Raw genomic sequence first — 18,171 nt, 5'->3', positions numbered from 1 at the left:
CTACATATTTTTTAATGAAATAGAAAAATAATTTACTTAGACTTAAAGCGATTCAAAACTTTTCTTGCAGCTTTAAATATAATAAAACCAATTATCAAAACAATATATAAAGGCCAAATGGTGATGAGAAAAATGAACAAATCGAGGACAAACTGCCAGCCATATTGAATGCCATTCCATGCTCTTTTCCAAAAATTATCAGCATTAAGCCGTGCAACAGTATTAATATTCACGTCAATGCGTTCACGTACTAAAGTTGGCTGATTGATGTGTAAAGCAATTGTGCTATAACGAATTCGGTCTTGGGTTTCCATTTGAGTTAAACGTGAAATTTCATTTAACTGAGTGTTTCGGGTATTGGATGGAACACTGTGTGTTTGGTCTATTTTTTCTTCAAGCAGTTTTAATTCATAGCGTTTAGCTGAATATTGCTGTTGATTCATAAAGTACATTAACGGCAAAAGTTGGTTAACAAAGTCTGCAGCCTTTTCACTAGGTATACGTACAATCATTTCAGCTTGAGGTTCGACTTTTTCAAAGACCTTTATCTTACCTTCTGCAATATTTTGAGTTTCTACGTCAGTTACCTGAAAGTTAATGTTTTTTTGTTCAACAAAACCGCCTGTTTCAACAGTGAGTTTATCTACAGCTAAGGTTGTTTTAACCACATCTTGAGTACTAAAAGCGACTTGCGCTTCACGTACCATTCGTCGATTTTGTTCAACTGGATTAATATCAGGATTTAATAGGGTATCTGGTTTTTGTGCATTGACAGGTGTGCTATTTGCATCTGCAGGTGCAGCAGATTCTGCATCAGCGACAGCTGCATCGGCTGTTGTCGTTGTTTCGGTAGATGGAGCTGCCTCCTCAGGAGCCTGCTCGCGTTTGGAACATCCGATGACAATGATACAACTGAGTAATGCGATAAGTAACTTATTATTCATGTTCATCCTAATCATATTGATTATTGCGGCAGTCGTGGTTGCCTCTTGTTTTGGATTCTAACAGTTATTTTTAATTGATTAAATAAACTGAATTTTTTCATAAAAATCCATTAAATGTATGAAAGGAGTTAGCTGTACAAAATTCAATGACTTTTAAGAGTTGAACATGTTTATTTGCTATTGAGTTAAGCATTGAATCGATTCGGATGATATTTATTTAAAATTTGAGGTTGAATGCCTGTTTTAAGGTGTTCACAGACAAGCCGACCTATACTCGCTGCACAAGTGACAGCAGGATGCATAACCGCTACATATACCGGTTGGGTGGATTCAATAAACCCAATAATAGGGCATTGGTCTTCGGGTATAGGTCGATATCCAATAGATTGCTGTTGAAGAGAGATGGTTTGAGTATGTGCTAAATTTTGTTGAATCAGTTTTTTTGCCTCAGTAGCAATATCCGTCAGGCTCTTATCTGATAAATAATCCTCTGCGGCAAGTAAATCACCATTTCTAGCGTGGCGAATTTCAAAATCATTGCAAGAAATAATACGATTTACCACATGCTGGGGGGAATTAAACCGCAATAAAATGGAGGGAGAGCTAAGTACAGGAACTTTTTGATTAATAGTATTGGCTAGTGTTGGTATATCAATACCACAAGCAAGTACAATATAATCAGCTTCGAGTGTGCCCTGCGAGCTTTTTACACCGACAATTTTATTATTTTCAAATATAAAACCACTTACAAGAGTATGGCTAAGCAGGGTGGCACCTTGTCGACATGCGGCTTCAAGGAGTGTTAGGGTTGCTTCTTTTGCATCAATTGAGCCGTCAACGGGCATAAAACGTGCATAATGAGGCGGGGAGTGCAGCGATGGTTCTAGTTCACGTATTTCGTGTTGTTGTAATGCACTTTCACCTGCTCGATAGTGCTTAATGTCACGAGTATACTGAATCGATCCATTCCAGCGAATGGTTAAATCGGGAATTTCTTGTTCTAATCGATGCCAGTCTGTCAGGGCAATTTTACGCAGTGGTAAATCGTTGGCAGTTTCTTCAACAGCAGCAGTAAGCCAGCCAAAGGCACTTCCAGTTGCAGCGGATGCAGGTTGGTTTTTTTCAATAACTGTGACTTGAAAATGTTCCTGACTCAGATGATAGGCGATTGAACTTCCAATAATCCCAGCACCTACAATAATTACTCGTTTGTTTAAATCTGTCATATATAATTTCTACTGAGTTACTTAGACTTCACCTGAATTTCTATAGGTTCCTGGGCTAACCCCTGTCCATTTTTTAAAAGCACGATGAAATGCACTCGGATCTTGAAAATTAAGCTCATCACTGATTGCTTGAATAGATTTTTCAGTTTTGGTTAGAAATTCAATAGCAGTATCCCGTCGAATATCATTTTTGAGTTGCTGATAACTCAAGCCTTCATGTTTTAGGCGACGTTGCACAGTTGCTTCCGACATGTTTAAACGTTGAGATAATGCATTGAGTTCTAACCATTGTGAAGGATGAACTTGCATTAAATGTTTGCGTATTCGGCTACTGAGAGCATCTGGGTTTTTAAAGCGAGTCAATAAGTTTTGTGGGGTATGCAACATAAATTGATACCAACTTTGTTTATCTTGTTTAATTTTGATATTTAGACAAGTTGCATCAAATCTAATTTGGTTTTGTTTAGCTGAATAAGTAATATTTTCACAAAATCTGACTCGATAATCTTGATCATCAATGGGTGCATGACAACACAACTGTATATGTTCAATGAGGATGCGTTGATCTGCTAACCAGCACATTAAGGTATGTATCAGCATTAAATACGTTGCATAGCTAAACATCGGTTTAATACTGTGATGATCATGCAATATCAGCAGCATACCTTCTTGATCTATTTTTAATTCGCTATGAATATCATCAAAAATTGAATTAAAAAATTGCAGTATATGTTTTAGTGCTTGACCTACTGTTTCACTATGCATTACTAGACGAGAAATTAATTGATAACTGCCACGTCGCATTGGATGGCGATCCATTCCAAAAAACTCATCATTCATTAGATCAGCAAGCGCAATCCATAATTGGGCATAAACACTTACAGAAACTCGTGTTTTACTTGAATTCATTAATTCTAAAGGTATGCCCACTTGGAGTAAAAGTTGCTCTGTATTTACACCTTGCATTTTTGCTGATGCCAAAGCCTCATGCACTAAGGCAATTGAAATCGTACCTTTGCTATATTTAGGTTGTTGTGTGGAGCTAAAAGGGAGATCATGTTGTTGATCACCTTGAGTATTTTCCATGTTACTGTCCAAATCCATCAAGCAGAATGCATGTTTTGGAAATTGTACTGAATCTTGAGGATGATTACTCTGCCTATTCGGCCAAGTTTAAAATTAATTGAGGAACATCATGAAGATTGAAGGAAAAGTATTTGTGATTACAGGTGGTGCATCGGGGCTAGGTGCAGCTACAGCGCGCCACTTACACGCACATGCTGCTCGTGTAGTTATGGTAGATATGAATGCTGAACTTGGTCAAGCTTTAGCAGAAGAATTAGGTGTTAACAGTCAGTTTGTACAACTAGATGTAACCGATGAAGCTGCAGTACAAGATTTTTATGCGCAACTCGAACAAGATTATGGGCAGTTAAATGGATTAATTAACTGTGCAGGTATTGCTCCATCAGCAAAAATTTTAGGCAAAAATGGCATTCATGATTTGGCATTATTTCAACGTGCGATGAATATAAATGTGACAGGTACTTTTAATATGTTACGTTTTGCGACTGCACTTATGGCGAAATATGAGTTGCAAGAAGGCGAAGAAGAACGTGGTGTGATTATTAATACTGCATCGGTAGCAGCTTTTGAAGGACAAATTGGTCAAACAGCCTATGCCGCATCAAAAGGCGCAATCGTAGCCATGACTTTACCATTAGCACGTGAATTGGCTGCCTATGCAATCCGTGTTATGGCTGTTGCTCCAGGTATTATGGAAACACCTATGGTGCAAGGTTTTCCAGAAAAAGTGCAAACTGCACTTGGTGCAATGGTTCCATTCCCATCTCGTTTAGCTAAGGCTGATGAGTATGCACAATTAATAAGACATATCTTTGAAAATGCCTATTTAAATGGAGACGTTATTCGTTTAGATGGTGCAATCCGAATGGCTGCAAAATAGCCTAAGCAAATCTAATCGCCTTAATCTTTTTATCTGGGTACCTGTACTTATATACATGGTACTTGGAAGGGAAAGGCATAACTAAATATTAGTCAATATATCAAAACTAAATGCAGCGCAGAGGAAGCGACCATGATACTCACCGCAGAACAACAAATGGTTCAGGACATGATGCGAAATTTTTCGCAATCCCAATTAAAGCCAACTGCAGCAGAACGAGATAAAACTCATCAATTTCCACATCAAGAACTTAAAGCTCTAGGTGAGTTAGGGGCATTAGGTATGACTGTACCTGAACAGTGGGGTGGAGCAGGTTTAGATTATAGTGCCTTAGTGATTGCTTTGGAAGAAATTGCAGCTGGAGATGGTGCGATTTCTACAATTGTCAGTGTTCAAAACTCGTTACCATGTGGCATTTTATCGAAATATGGTAATGAGCAACAAAAACAGAAATATTTGACAAAATTAGCGACTGGCGAATGGTTGGGGTGTTTTTGTTTAACTGAGCCTGAGGTTGGGTCTGATGCTGGTGCGATCAGTTGTCGTGCTGTAAAAGATGGAGATCATTGGGTACTTAGCGGTACTAAACAGTTTATTACTACGGGTAAATATGCACAAATTGCCTTAGTCTTTGCAGTGACAGATAAGTCTGCAGGCAAACGTGGCATTTCATGTTTTCTTGTTCCGACTGATAGTGAAGGTTATATCGTTTCGCGATTAGAAGAAAAAATGGGACAACACTGTTCTGACACAGCAACAATTGTGCTTGATCAATGTCGTGTTTCAGCAGATCACCTTTTAGGTAATGAAGGGGAAGGTTATAAGATTGCCTTATCCAACTTAGAGTCTGGTCGTATTGGTATAGCTGCACAATCAGTAGGTATGGCACGCGCTGCGCTTGAAGCCGCTGTGGAATATGCAAATCAACGTAAGGCATTTGGAGTTGAAATTGTACAACATCAAGCAGTTGCATTTAGATTGGCCGATATGGCCACGCAAATCGAGGCTGCACGTCAATTAATCTATCATGCAGCAACCTTAAAAGATGCAGGTATGGCTTGCTTAAAAGAAGCATCTATGGCCAAGTTATTTGCTTCTACAATAGCGGAAAAAGTTTGTTCAGATGCTATTCAAATTCATGGTGGTTATGGATACGTTGCTGATTTCCCTGTTGAACGTATATATCGGGATGTACGAGTAAGCCAGATTTATGAAGGCGCTTCAGATATTCAACGTTTGGTCATTGCACGTGAAGTGACAAAACTATAATGCCATCGTAACAAATAGACTGATCACATAATAAAAATGAAAAACTGTCCATAAACTGCATATCAGTTGCAGTTTATGGAAATTGCAAGCAATCGAGTGACATGGTTAGCTAGGAATTGATGAATAGGACATTCAACATAACATAGCGTAAACGAATATAAAGTGTAGAAATATGACAGTACAGCAAGTACTGCCAAACGAGGAATAGGGTTACGTCATGAAGACACTACAACAGGCATATCAAGAATTTAATTATCAAAATTCAATTAACGAACTTTTAGTAGGTTCTGAACATGCGGTCAATGCTTATACTGAGTGTTGTCAACGTTATGTTGGCTCAGGCAAAACAGCACTGATTTGGGAGGCGAAACAAGGTTTCTCTGAAGAATGGAGTTTTGAGCAACTTGATCAAGCCTCGGCTCAAATGGCCAATTATTTTCAATCTATTGGTTTGAGCAAGGGCGATTGTATTGCTGGTTTGTTACCGCGTACACCAGAGTTATTAATTACAATTTTAGCAACTTGGCGTATTGGTGCTGTTTATCAACCACTCTTTACAGCATTTGAATCAAAATCAATAGAACATCGGCTGCATACTGCACAAACAAAATTAGTGGTAACCAACACAGAACAAGCTGCAAAATTAAATCAGATTGAAATTGCGCATCGTTTATGTGTACATGCAAAAGAACAGCATTCAACTGATCCTGATTTTTATACTGTCATGCGCCGTCAGTCTACTTCACAACAAGCAGTCATGTGTGATTTTAGCGACCCTTTCCTAATGATGTTTACTTCAGGCACAACAGGTCTAGCAAAATCAGTTCCTGTACCTTTAAAAGCACTCTTAGCATTTAAGGGTTATATGACTCACGCAGTTGATCTTCGTGAAGATGACTCTTTTTGGAATTTAGCAGATCCAGGTTGGGCTTATGGTTTGTATTATGGAATTGCAGGGCCATTAAGTTTGGGTCACAGCATTATCATGGATGAGCGGCCTTTTAGTGTTGATCATGCTATAGAAGTGATTCGAAAATATCGGGTAAGTAATTTAACAGGATCACCTACTGCATTCAGAATGTTCTTTGGTTTTAAAGAAAAATTTAATCCAACGATTAAAGAGCATTTACGTGTTGTCAGTAGTGCTGGCGAACCTTTAACTCCAGAAGTGATTAACTGGTTTAATCGAGATTTAGAAGTAAACATCTATGATCAATATGGACAAACAGAATTAGGCATGGTGATTGCAAATCATCACGCACTTGATCATGTGAAGAAAGTTGGCTCAGCTGGGTATGCAATACCAGGACATCGTTTTTGTGTTTTGAATGAACAGCATCAGGAAGTTGAAATCGGGGGCATAGGCACTTTAGCAATAGACTGTTCAGCATCAGATTTATTTTGGTTTGAAGGCTATGCAGGCCAAGATCGTAAGTCATTTATCGGAAAGTACTATTTAACAGGTGATACTGTACAACTTAACGATTTTGGTGGTGTAGATTTCATTGGTCGTGCTGACGATGTAATTACAACGTCAGGCTATCGTGTAGGCCCATTCGATGTTGAAAGCACTTTATTAGAATGTGAAGAGGTTTTAGAGTCAGCAGTGATTGGTAAACCTGATCCAGAACGTACCGAATTAGTGAAAGCTTTTGTTGTTTTAAAAACAACGGCACAGGCGAATGATCTGCTAAAACATAAATTGCAGGAGTATGTCCGTTCACGTTTATCAAAACATTCGTATCCTCGTGAGATTGAGTTTGTAGAAAACTTACCCAAAACCTCAAGTGGGAAGATACAACGTAATTTATTGAAACAACAGGAAGTCAATAAGATGGAGCTGCTAAAACAAGCAGGTTGATCTTAGTCATTTAAACTGAGTAGAAAAGCACCGAGTGAAGTCGAATCATGAGGTGTTTTTTTACGTTTAAAATAAATAGCCTAAGCAAAGATATACTCAATTGTCTTATCATCTAATCTATTTGTTCTTAACGTTTAAAACCTTATACTACAAAGCCACAGTAAAACTGTGTTGGCTTTGAATGATTAATGTCTGCCATTGATATTCAATTTAGGATTGAACCAACGGATGTAGGGTAAATACGTGATAGATCAATTTGACACTGACCTAGAGCTAAGTGATGAGGAAATGCACTTATATAGTCGTCAGATCTTATTAGATGGCTGGGATTTAGAGGCGCAAGAAAAACTAAAATTAGCTAATGTCCTGATCGTTGGTTGTGGTGGAATTGGATGTAGTAGTGCTGAATTACTCGCACGTGCAGGCGTAGGACAAATTACCTTAATTGATCCTGATCAAGTTGAAATGAGTAATTTGCAGCGTCAGGTTGCTTTTACACCACAAAATCTTGGAGATTTTAAGGCTGAAGCATTGGCTAAGCGCTTAATTGAGATTAATCCTTACATACGTTTAAAAAGTGTTGTTGAAAAATTTGATGCAGACAATGGATGTCAACTTGTTGCAGCCCAAGATTTGGTTCTTGATGGTTGTGACAATTTCTCAACTCGTTATTTAGTCAGTCAATTCTGTAAAGAGGAAAACGTTGCTTTGATTAGTGCTTCTGCAATTGGTTTTCAAGGACAATTATTTATGCAGGATGGGCACAGCGCGTGTTATGAATGTTTATTTCCTAAGCAAGCGGTAGAAAATGCAGAAGATGATTTAAGTCTACGCTGCGCTAACTCAGGTGTACTAGCGACAACACCGAATGTTATGGCCAGTTTACAAGCACATCATGCGTTGTTGTACTTAGGTTTGGGGAAAACCCCTTTACTTGAAAAACTTTTACTTTGGGATGGTTTAACCTTAAGACAACGTATCTTAGCATTTGAGAAAGAAGAAACTTGTCCGAGATGTCTACAAAGCCAACTTTAGGTCTTAATTTTTTTGTTACACTACAGTCAATTTTCTACGCTTAAATCTTATGAAAAAAAATATTCTATTTGATGGCTTACGCTCTATAGCCCGTGTAGGTGAAACAGCCGCAATTGCAGCCCGTGCTGGTATTAAATATGCGACGCAAAAGCCAAGTAATGCGAAGCTCATGCGTGAAACATTTGAATCTCTAGGTTCAACTTATATTAAGTTAGGGCAGTTTATTGCCAGTACTCCTTCGCTATTTCCTCGTGAATATGTTGAGGAGTTCCAAGGGTGTTTAGATCAGACGCCTTCTTTGCCTTTTAGTTATGTTCAACAAGTCCTTGCTTCTGAGTTTGCAGGACAAGATCTGAATAAAATTTTTGCCTCAATTGAAACTAAACCTTTGGCATCGGCTTCTATAGCTCAGGTGCATGCGGCCAAGTTGGTTACGGGTGAAGATGTTGTAATAAAAGTACAGAAACCAGGTGTTGAAACTATTCTGTATACAGACCTCAATGTTTTACATTGGGCAACCAAATTATTGGAAAAGGCTATACCTAAAGTAAAGTTTGCTTCATTGGCCGATATCGTTGAGGAAATTAAAACACGTATGGTACGTGAAGTAGATTTCATTGAGGAAGCGCGGAATCTTGATGATTTTATTCAATATCTCAATATGACTAATAATCAAGCAGCAACTGCACCTAAGGTATATCACCAGTATTCAACACGCCGTGTCCTGACGATGCAGCGTTTGTATGGTGTTCCTTTAACTGATTTTGATGTTGTTCGACGTGTTGCTAAAGATCCTTCACAAGTGTTGATTACTGCGATGAATACTTGGTTTGGCAGCTTAATGATGTGCAATAGCTTCCATGCTGATTTACATGCTGGAAACCTAATGTTACTTGAAGATGGACGGGTGGGGTTTATTGATTTTGGTATTGTTGGGGAGTTAAAACCTGAAGTCTGGACTGCATGTATTGGCTTTATGGATGCTTTACAACGTACAAACTACATTCGTATGGCTGAGTGCATGTTGCAGATGGGAATGACTGGCCAACATATTGATGTTACGGTATTGGCAAATGACTTAGAACGTTTATTCAGTGGTGTTTTACTTGCTGAGCCACAACAGATATTAAGCACCAATCCTTCTGATTTAAATGACATTATGATGGATATGGTTGCCGTGGGTGAGCGTCATGGTATTCGTTTCCCACGTGATTTTGCTTTACTCTTTAAGCAAATGCTGTATTTTGACCGCTTTATGCGCGTACTAGCACCTTACACCGATATTTATGCTGACCAACGTTTACAAATGGTGCAAACTGTCGATCAACATCAAGCCTTAAAACATTAAATGGTTTTTGTTAGAGTGTATGAGCTGAGTCTGTGTAATGGATGAAATTTTTATAGAAGATTTAAGAGTTGATACTATTGTTGGCTGTTTCACTTGGGAACGCCAAATTATTCAACCCTTATCTCTTGATATCACTGTGCGTACTTGTTTAAAAAAAGTTGCGCACTCAGATGAATTGGATGACACTTTAAATTATGCCTTAATGTGTGAAATCGCAACTGAGACAATTCAACAGGCAAAACCCAAAATGTTAGAACATGCTGCACAATTGGTTGTTGAACAGTTGTTTATACGTTTTGATGCAATTGAATCTATACGAATTGCTATTCGCAAACCAGCCATTATTGCCCAAGCACAAGCTGTAGGAATACGTTTTGAACGCCACCGACATGACCTATGCACTCGCATTAGCGAGTAATCTTCAACCTGACCAGCATTTTCGAGATGTTTTCGCTAAGCTTGAGCAGTTAGGGAAAGTGCAATATTCTCCAATTTATCAGATTCCATGCCGTGATGGTGTGGGAGCGGATTATTGGAATGCAGCTTGTATTTTATCGTGTAATTTAACACCAGATCAGATTCAAGATATGTTCAAACAATGGGAGACACTTTCGGGTCGTGTAAGGCCATCACATCATATTAGTTTAGATATTGATTTGATCGCTTGGGGGATGGATTTGGAGCATATGCAATTTAATCCTAAAAAAATGCCTCTCGCCTTAGATGTTAAAATTCCACTTGCTCAGTTATGGCCACATACATTATTTGAACATCAGGCACATACATTTCCTTTAATGGAATTACATCTAGAAACAGTAGACCTTGTTTCTGCCTAATCGGGTTATTTTAATGATTCCTGATTTTTAATGTAATCATACTGTTACTATGTTCATGTTAAAAGAGTCAGCATATACCTATGCTGACTCTTTTTTTAGTATTAAAACAATAAATAATTTGTACTGCATCTCGATACAACTAGATACGGATTTAACTAAAAAATTTACGCAAAATTTACGCAGACGACACTGAAGTAACATAGCGATTTTACGCAGCTTTTACCGATACTGAGTACTGGAGTTGTTCCGTTATATCAAGGTATTTACAACATGTGTTTAGTATGTATTTGCGGTCAGGTCAACGGATCTGATCCGCTTAGACCGCATGACCATTTTAATATTATTGCTCTAGATAATAAACATCACTTCATAACGCAAACAGTTATTGACCAACAAGGAGAACAGGTATGTGGGTTTATGCCTTGTTATTACTAATCACGATATTAATTGCGATTCCTTTGGGGAAATATCTTGCGGCGATTATGCAAAATCGCCCAATGAAAATAGATCCACTCTTTCATTGGATTGAAAAGCCAATTTATGCCTTACTCGGGACAAACCCTCAGCAGGGTATGAGTGCCAAAACATATAGTTTAAGTTTTGCGATTAGTTGTGCTGTTATCGGCTTATCGGTTTGGATTCTTTTAATGTGTCAGGCTTGGTTGCCACTCAATCCAGATCAAGTACCGAATATGTCATGGGATCTTGCTTTACATACCATGATTTCTTTTTTAACCAATACTAACCAACAACACTATTCTGGACAGGCTCAATTATCTTATCTATCACAAATGGTTGCTATTGTAGGCTTACAAGTAATAACACCAATGATGGGTTTGGCTATGGTTGTTGCAACCATTCGAGCATTATTCCACTCCAACAATTCAAAAGATGCAGAGCTTAATTCTGGTGCTCAACAAAATAGCCTAAGCAAATCTAAAGGAAACGTCGGTAATTATTGGGCAGATGTTATACGCCCAACATTTAGATTTCTTCTTCCTTTATGTCTAATCTGGTCATTATTCTTAAATAGCCAAGGTGTACCTGCTACATTACAAGCAGGTCCAACGGCAACTGTATTAGATCAACAAGTAGAAGCACAACAACAAAAAATTCCGTTAGGTCCTGTGGCCCCAATGGTTGCAATCAAACAGTTAGGTAGTAATGGTGGTGGCTGGTATGGTCCAAACAGCAGTGTACCTTTAGAGAATCCAACGCCGTTATCAAACTTTATGGAAATGATGGCAATTTTACTGATTCCTATTTCTGTTGTAATGATGCTTGGTTTTTTCACACGTCGTTTCAAATTTGCAGGACTGGTATTTGGCAGTATGTTGCTTATGTCCGTCATTTCTGCTGGCACAGCAATCTGGTCTGAAAGCCTTTCTCAAACAGCTACGCAACTCAGCCTGATGGAAGGTAAAGAAATGCGTTTGGGTGCGAATGATTCAGCTATCTGGGCTGCAGTTACTACTCAAGTGAATAACGGTTCAGTTGCGATGATGCATGATTCAGCATCTCCACTAACAGGTATGGTTGCCCTAATGGATATGTTGATTAATGCCATTTGGGGGGGGATTGGTTGTGGTTTGCAACAGTTCATGATCTACCTATTCTTGGCAGTATTTATTGCAGGATTAATGACAGGGCGTACACCAGAGATACTCGGACGTAAAATTGAAGCAGGAGAAATAAAGTTATTAGCCGTATTAATTTTGCTACAACCAGCTGTCATTTTAGGTCTAACTACCATTACTGTATTTTTTCCTGAATTAGCTGGTACTTCTAATCCAGGTTTTCATGGTATCAGTCAGATTTTCTATGAATATGTTTCAGCATTTGCCAATAACGGCTCTGGTTTTGAAGGTTTAAGTGATAACACTGTGTGGTGGAATGTGAGTGCGAGTTTAGCTCTATTACTTGGCCGTTTCCCAACCATGATTATTCCCTTAATCATTGCAGCACGCTTGGCAGCAAAACGACAAGCACCTGAAAGCAATGGTACGTTGCAAATTGAAACTCCAACTTTTGCACTAACATTGATTGCCATAGTGGTGATGCTGACCTTATTACAATTTATGCCTGTATTGGTCTTAGGCCCAGTAGCTGACCATCTCATGTTAATGATGGCCTAAGGAGCGAGTATCATGTCTAAATCAAAAATAGCTCAAACTAATTCAACTTTTATTCAAGCTGATGCTTGGAAAAGTGCACTCGTTAAATTGATGCCACAGCATGCGATGAAAAATCCTGTTATGGCCATTGTTTGGTTGGGTACACTCGTCAGCATCCTGAGTACAGTATTAGGATATAGCACATTATTTTTTGGCTTATCAGTGAGTGTGATTTTATTTATCACCGTACTGTTTGCAAACTACGCTGAGGCAGTTGCTGAAGCTAAAGGTCGTGGTCAAGCTTCGTCCCTAAAACAAGCCCGTCAAAATTTAACTGCATTACGTTTGAAGTCTCTTACAGATAAAGAGGGTGAACGGGTTTCAGCAACGGCATTATTAGTTAATGATCTAATTGAAGTTCGTGCAGGTGAGATGATTCCTGCTGATGGTGAGATCATTGAGGGATTTGCAACTATTAATGAGGCTGCAGTTACTGGGGAGTCCGCTCCAGTTTTACGCGAAGCAGGCACAGATCGCTCTGGTGTTATTGGTGGTACAAAAGTACTAACTGATCGAATTATTGTGCAAGTTAGTGCTGACTCAGGTAATAGCTTTTTAGATCGCATGATTGCTTTGGTTGAAGGTGCAAAACGTCAAAAAACACCAAATGAAATTGCTTTGGGTATTTTACTCATGGTAATGACATGCACCTTTATATTGGTGGTATTTAGTTTGCCATTCATAGCAAATTTCTTAAACATCAAGATTGATCCAATCGTTTTAGTTGCACTATTGGTGTGTTTAATTCCAACAACGATTGGAGGGTTGTTACCTGCCATTGGTATCGCAGGAATGAATCGTGCACTTAAAGCCAATTTAATTGCTAAATCAGGTAAAGCTGTTGAAGTTGCTGGTGACGTAGATGTACTGTTGCTCGATAAAACCGGCACTATTACCTATGGCGATCGTCAGGCCACGGCGTTTTATCCATTAGTTGGAGTTGCAGAGAGTGAATTACGTCAAGCTGCTTTATTAACTTCATTAGCAGATCCAACACCAGAAGGTAAGTCTATTGTTGCATTAGCTAAGGATTTGGGCGAAAAGGTGGTTGAACCAGAAAATGCAGAGTTTATTCCTTTTAATGCTGCAACACGTATTTCAGGGGTTAACTTAGCAAATGGCCAACACGTTCGTAAAGGCGCACTTGATGCAATTATTAAATTTACTGAGCAAGATATAAATCTACAAACTGAACTTCGCACGCGTATTGAACAGGTCGCATCTAAAGGTGCAACACCGTTAGTTGTTGCTTGTGATCACAATCTATTGGGTGTCATTGAACTTTCTGATGTGATCAAACCTGGGATAAAAGAAAAATTTGCACGTTTACGTGAAATGGGTATCAAAACCGTGATGGTCACAGGAGATAACCCATTAACTGCAGCAGCGATTGCTGCTGAAGCGGGTGTTGATGACTATATTGCAGAAGCTAAACCTGAAGATAAATTATCTTGTATTAGACGTGAGCAAGAAGCGGGACACTTAGTGGCTATGGTTGGTGACGGTACCAATGATGCTCCAGCTTTAGCCCAAGCCGATATTGGTTTAGCTATGAATTCGGGTACTCAGGCTGCTAAAGAAGCTGGAAATATGGTTGATTTAGATTCTGATCCTACAAAATTACTTGCAGTCGTTGAGATCGGGAAACAGCAATTGATTACACGAGGTGCATTGACCACTTTTTCTTTGGCCAATGATATTTCCAAGTACTTTGCAATTTTACCAGCACTCTTTGTTACCGCTATTCCAGAAATGCAGGTATTAAATGTCATGCAGCTTAAAAGTAGTGAAAGTGCAATTTTATCTGCACTGATCTTTAATGCGATTGTTATACCTGCTTTGATTCCAATAGCACTGCGTGGGGTAAAATTTAAACCATCAACTTCTACACAATTATTACGCCGCAATATGCTGATTTTTGGAGTAGGTGGGGTGATATTACCGTTTATTGCAATCAAAATCATTGATGTTTTGATCAGTTCAATAATCTAAGTAGAGGTGCTTAAAATGACTTATTCAATGAATACGCAAGTGACAGAACCGAAACTGATTCAGTTAATACGACCAGCTGTTGGTTTGACTCTAGTTGGATTATTAGTATGCGGTTTTAGCTATAGCAGTGTAGCGACTGGTCTAGGTCAAGTATTATTTCCAAATCAAGCAAATGGAAGTATGTTAGTTGAAAATCAGAAAATTGTGGGTTCCAAATTGGTCGCACAAGCTTTTGTTGGTGATCAATACTTCTATGCGAGACCATCTGCTGTTCATTACGACGTAATGGCATTGGCTGGAAGTAACCTTGCTCGGACTAATCCAGAGTTAAGTAAAATCATCGATGAAAGACGTGCGCTCATCTCCACTAGAGAACATGTTGCTATAGATCAAATTCCAAGCGATATAGTAACATCATCAGGCAGTGGGATTGATCCTGAAATTAGCCCAGCAGCTGCACAACTACAAGTGAATCGAGTTGCTCAAGCACGTCATTTAAGTATTGATCAGCTAAATGAAATAGTAAAAGCACATACCCAAGGGCCAACTTTTGGTTTACTCGGACAGGCCCGTGTAAACGTGTTAGAACTTAATTTAGCGCTTGATCGTCTGCATACTTCAGTTAAATAAATCTGAATATAGTTTAGTTGATGTTGCAACAAAGAAAGCATGATAATTTGTATATGGCTTTAATAAATACGTTTATTAAAGCTATTTAACTCTTAATTTTTAAAAAATTTCATCAAATTTGCATTTAGGTTGAGTATAAATTTATGGTTCACGGTCGCCACAATAAAGCAGATACCTTGTTACAACAAGTCAAACGCTATCAATCAGGGCGATTAACCATATTTTTAGGTGCAGCACCAGGAGTGGGTAAAACCTATGCCATGTTGGTGCGTGCTAGAGACTTATTACAACAAAATCAGAATGTTGTAATCGCCTATGTGGAAACACATGGTCGTGTTGAAACTGAACAATTATTACAAGACTTACCTATTATTCCACGTAAAAAAATACCCTATCAAGGACATATGTTGGAAGAAATGGACTTAGATGTTGTACTTCAACAGCGTCCATCTATTGTTTTGGTTGACGAATTTGCTCATCAAAATGTACCAGGTAGTCGTCATGAAAAACGTTGGCAAGACATTAATGAATTATTAGATGCTGGTATTGATGTATTTACCACAATGAATATTCAACATTTGGAAAGTTTAAATGATGTTGTTTTTCAAATTACAGGTATACGAGTCAAAGAGACAGTACCCGATCAAATGTTGCAACGAATACGTGATATTCGTTTAATTGATTTACCTGTAACTGAATTATTAGAACGATTGAATCAAGGGAAGGTATATGTCCCTGAACAAATTCAACCTGCATTACGAGGTTTTTTTAATAGTAGTAATTTGACTGCGTTACGAGAATTAGCAATGCAAACGGTTGCTGATCATGTTGATGTTGATGTTCGCGAAAATTTTGTCTTACAAGGTCAAGTTCCAATCCCTCTTAATTATCATGTATTGGTTTTATTAGATTGTCCTGAACAAGCGGAGGCAATTGTTCGAATAGGCTGTCGTATTGCCGAAAAAAGAGCAGCCAAGTGGACAGTTGTTGCATTTTCACATTCTCAGTTGAGTCCTACAGGGCCTAAGCAACATGCACAAAATAATCAACACCAACGAGACATTGATCGAGCATTTGCTTTGGCTCGACAAATGGGGGGGATGACAGAAATTTTGTATGGGCAAGCACATGCAAAATTACTCAAAAGTTTTGCTCTAGAACGGGGTGTTTCTACGCTAGTCATGACACAATCTGCCCAAGATAACCATCCGTTATTACAGCGAATACGATCAATATTCATTGCAAAAGATTTATTGCAACAACTTTTAAGATCACATCCAAGTTTTGAAATTAGTGTAGTAACTATAGCATCACCATTGGTGAAAGCGCAGACACAGCACTACCTACCTTTAAAAAGCTATGTTTTAAGTTTAAAAGAAACAGCACTAGTTTTAATCACAACAATAGTCAGTATATTGATTGCAAGTTTGGGTGAATACTACTTAGGTGTTGGTGAGTTATCAGTAATTTTTATCACTGCAGTTGTTTTTGTGGCAGCTAGAACACGTATGACGGTTGCTGTTTGTTCCGCGATTATTTTCTTCTTAGCATACAATTTCTTTTTTATCGCGCCTCGGATGACCTTGCAAATTTCAGCACACCAAGGTGTGATTACTGTATTGGCATTTCTTGCTGCTGCTTTGATTGCTAGTCGTTTGGCATCTAAATTACGTGAACAGGTTGTTGCATTACAAGCAGCGAATCGTTACAACAGTATCATGCAAGACTTGGGACATAAGCTTTCTGTTGCAGTAAATTCAAGCGATGTACTTAATCTTGGGCGGGCAAGTTTAGAAAAAAATCTAAATGCAGAAGTTTGGTTACAATTAGAAAATGAAGAAGCAGACCCCAAAAATAGCTCAAATATTTCTGAAAAAGAGCAGATCTCCGCTGCATGGACATTTAAAAATCAGCAAGCTTCAGGGCGTTTTACCCAAACACTAACCGAGTCGGAGTGGTGGTTCTCACCTTTATTGGCATCTAAGCAATGTATAGGTGTGCTTGGTCTAAAATTTCAAAATAAGAAAAAATTACCCGTAGAACAAAAACAACTGGCTGAGTCTATGATTGATTATATTGCTCAAGCATTGTTGCGGACACAAATGAGTAAAGCTTTAGAACAAGCCAATGTGACGACAGAAACTGAAAAACTACGTTCAGCATTATTAACCTCTGTTTCACATGATTTACGTTCACCATTGGCAGCAATGATTGGGGCTGCAGAAAGTATGATTCACTATCGACAAGATTTGAGTCCGCTCGATCAAACAAGCTTATTGGAAACAATTCAACTAGAGGGTGAACGTTTAGATCGATATATTCAGAATTTATTAGATATGACTCGTTTAGGCCATGAAGGTCTGAGCTTAAAACGAGATTGGATTGGGGTGGATGAATTGGTAGGGTCTGCTGTACGGCGTTTGAAACGATATATGCCTCAGATCAATGTACAAATCAATATGCCTAACCAAGACCTTAATTTGTATGTACATGCAGCATTGATTGAACAAGCAATATTTAATGTTTTAGAAAATGCTGCAAAATTTTCTCCAGAAAATGAAGATGTATGTATAGAAGCCTATCAAGCCGATGATCAACATATCGCCATTGCGATTAGTGACCAAGGTGTTGGTATACCTGAGGATGAGCGACAACGGATCTTTGATATGTTTTATACCATGCAGCGTGGTGATCGTGGCCAATTTGGTACTGGCTTAGGTCTAACGATTGTAAAAGCAATTATTGGTGCCCATCAGGGTGAAATTACTGCAACTGCAGGAAAAAATAATCGTGGTACGCGAATTTGTATGTGCTTGCCGATTCAACAAATCAGCGCATAATAAGCTAAATATTCATTACCACAAAGACTTTGCAAGTCTTAACATGAAAG

The 18,171-nt window shown here is 38.5% G+C and carries 14 protein-coding genes; 11 read left to right on the top strand and 3 right to left on the bottom strand.

Annotation, left to right across the window (positions count from 1 at the left end; translation table 11 throughout):
- Positions 1-32: 32 nt before the first annotated feature.
- From RFH42_RS04670 to RFH42_RS04660, 3 genes are all read right to left on the bottom strand, one after another.
- Positions 33-944 (bottom strand): hypothetical protein, encoded by a 912-nt coding sequence (locus tag RFH42_RS04670; protein ID WP_308974421.1) that lies wholly within the window; start codon positions 942-944, stop codon positions 33-35.
- 185 nt (positions 945-1,129) lie between these two features.
- Positions 1,130-2,170 (bottom strand): NAD(P)/FAD-dependent oxidoreductase, encoded by a 1,041-nt coding sequence (locus tag RFH42_RS04665; protein WP_308974420.1) that lies wholly within the window; start codon positions 2,168-2,170, stop codon positions 1,130-1,132.
- A 21-nt stretch (positions 2,171-2,191) separates the two neighbouring features.
- On the bottom strand, positions 2,192-3,256 hold the full coding sequence (locus tag RFH42_RS04660; RefSeq protein WP_308974419.1) for an AraC family transcriptional regulator: 1,065 nt from the start codon (positions 3,254-3,256) through the stop codon (positions 2,192-2,194).
- A gap of 109 nt (positions 3,257-3,365) precedes the next feature.
- Here RFH42_RS04660 and RFH42_RS04655 point away from each other — a divergent pair, with 109 nt between their 5' ends.
- The 11 genes from RFH42_RS04655 to RFH42_RS04605 all read left to right on the top strand — a co-directional run bounded on the left by RFH42_RS04655 (position 3,366) and on the right by RFH42_RS04605 (position 18,121).
- Complete coding sequence (locus tag RFH42_RS04655; RefSeq protein ID WP_308974418.1) at positions 3,366-4,136, top strand: SDR family NAD(P)-dependent oxidoreductase; 771 nt, start codon at positions 3,366-3,368, stop codon at positions 4,134-4,136.
- A 132-nt stretch (positions 4,137-4,268) separates the two neighbouring features.
- Complete coding sequence (locus RFH42_RS04650) at positions 4,269-5,405, top strand: acyl-CoA dehydrogenase family protein (RefSeq protein ID WP_308974417.1); 1,137 nt, start codon at positions 4,269-4,271, stop codon at positions 5,403-5,405.
- 217 nt (positions 5,406-5,622) lie between these two features.
- Entirely contained in the window at positions 5,623-7,266 is a 1,644-nt protein-coding gene (locus RFH42_RS04645; RefSeq protein WP_308974416.1) for an AMP-binding protein, read from the top strand.
- A gap of 246 nt (positions 7,267-7,512) precedes the next feature.
- Positions 7,513-8,301 (top strand): HesA/MoeB/ThiF family protein, encoded by a 789-nt coding sequence (locus RFH42_RS04640; RefSeq protein WP_308974626.1) that lies wholly within the window; start codon positions 7,513-7,515, stop codon positions 8,299-8,301.
- Between the two features lie 49 nt (positions 8,302-8,350).
- The gene (locus RFH42_RS04635) at positions 8,351-9,649 is read left to right on the top strand and encodes an ABC1 kinase family protein (RefSeq protein ID WP_308974415.1); all 1,299 of its coding nucleotides are present in this window, start codon (positions 8,351-8,353) and stop codon (positions 9,647-9,649) included.
- A gap of 37 nt (positions 9,650-9,686) precedes the next feature.
- Positions 9,687-10,067 (top strand): dihydroneopterin aldolase, encoded by a 381-nt coding sequence (folB, locus tag RFH42_RS04630; RefSeq protein WP_308974414.1) that lies wholly within the window; start codon positions 9,687-9,689, stop codon positions 10,065-10,067.
- On the top strand, positions 10,024-10,485 hold the full coding sequence (locus RFH42_RS04625; RefSeq protein ID WP_308974413.1) for a 2-amino-4-hydroxy-6-hydroxymethyldihydropteridine diphosphokinase: 462 nt from the start codon (positions 10,024-10,026) through the stop codon (positions 10,483-10,485). Before folB ends, RFH42_RS04625 begins: the two co-directional genes overlap by 44 nt.
- A gap of 407 nt (positions 10,486-10,892) precedes the next feature.
- On the top strand, positions 10,893-12,620 hold the full coding sequence (gene kdpA, locus RFH42_RS04620) for a potassium-transporting ATPase subunit KdpA (RefSeq protein WP_308974412.1): 1,728 nt from the start codon (positions 10,893-10,895) through the stop codon (positions 12,618-12,620).
- A 12-nt stretch (positions 12,621-12,632) separates the two neighbouring features.
- On the top strand, positions 12,633-14,651 hold the full coding sequence (kdpB, locus tag RFH42_RS04615) for a potassium-transporting ATPase subunit KdpB (RefSeq protein ID WP_308974411.1): 2,019 nt from the start codon (positions 12,633-12,635) through the stop codon (positions 14,649-14,651).
- 15 nt (positions 14,652-14,666) lie between these two features.
- Positions 14,667-15,281, top strand: coding sequence for a potassium-transporting ATPase subunit KdpC (kdpC, locus tag RFH42_RS04610; protein ID WP_374990813.1), 615 nt, complete (start codon positions 14,667-14,669; stop codon positions 15,279-15,281).
- A gap of 143 nt (positions 15,282-15,424) precedes the next feature.
- The gene (locus tag RFH42_RS04605) at positions 15,425-18,121 is read left to right on the top strand and encodes a sensor histidine kinase KdpD (protein ID WP_308974410.1); all 2,697 of its coding nucleotides are present in this window, start codon (positions 15,425-15,427) and stop codon (positions 18,119-18,121) included.
- Positions 18,122-18,171 lie beyond the last annotated feature (50 nt).

This window comes from Acinetobacter rudis (assembly GCF_031157835.1).
GTDB lineage: Bacteria > Pseudomonadota > Gammaproteobacteria > Pseudomonadales > Moraxellaceae > Acinetobacter > Acinetobacter rudis_A.
The sequence above is the reverse complement of the archived record's forward strand: the minus strand, read 5'-3'. Positions and strand labels throughout refer to the sequence as shown.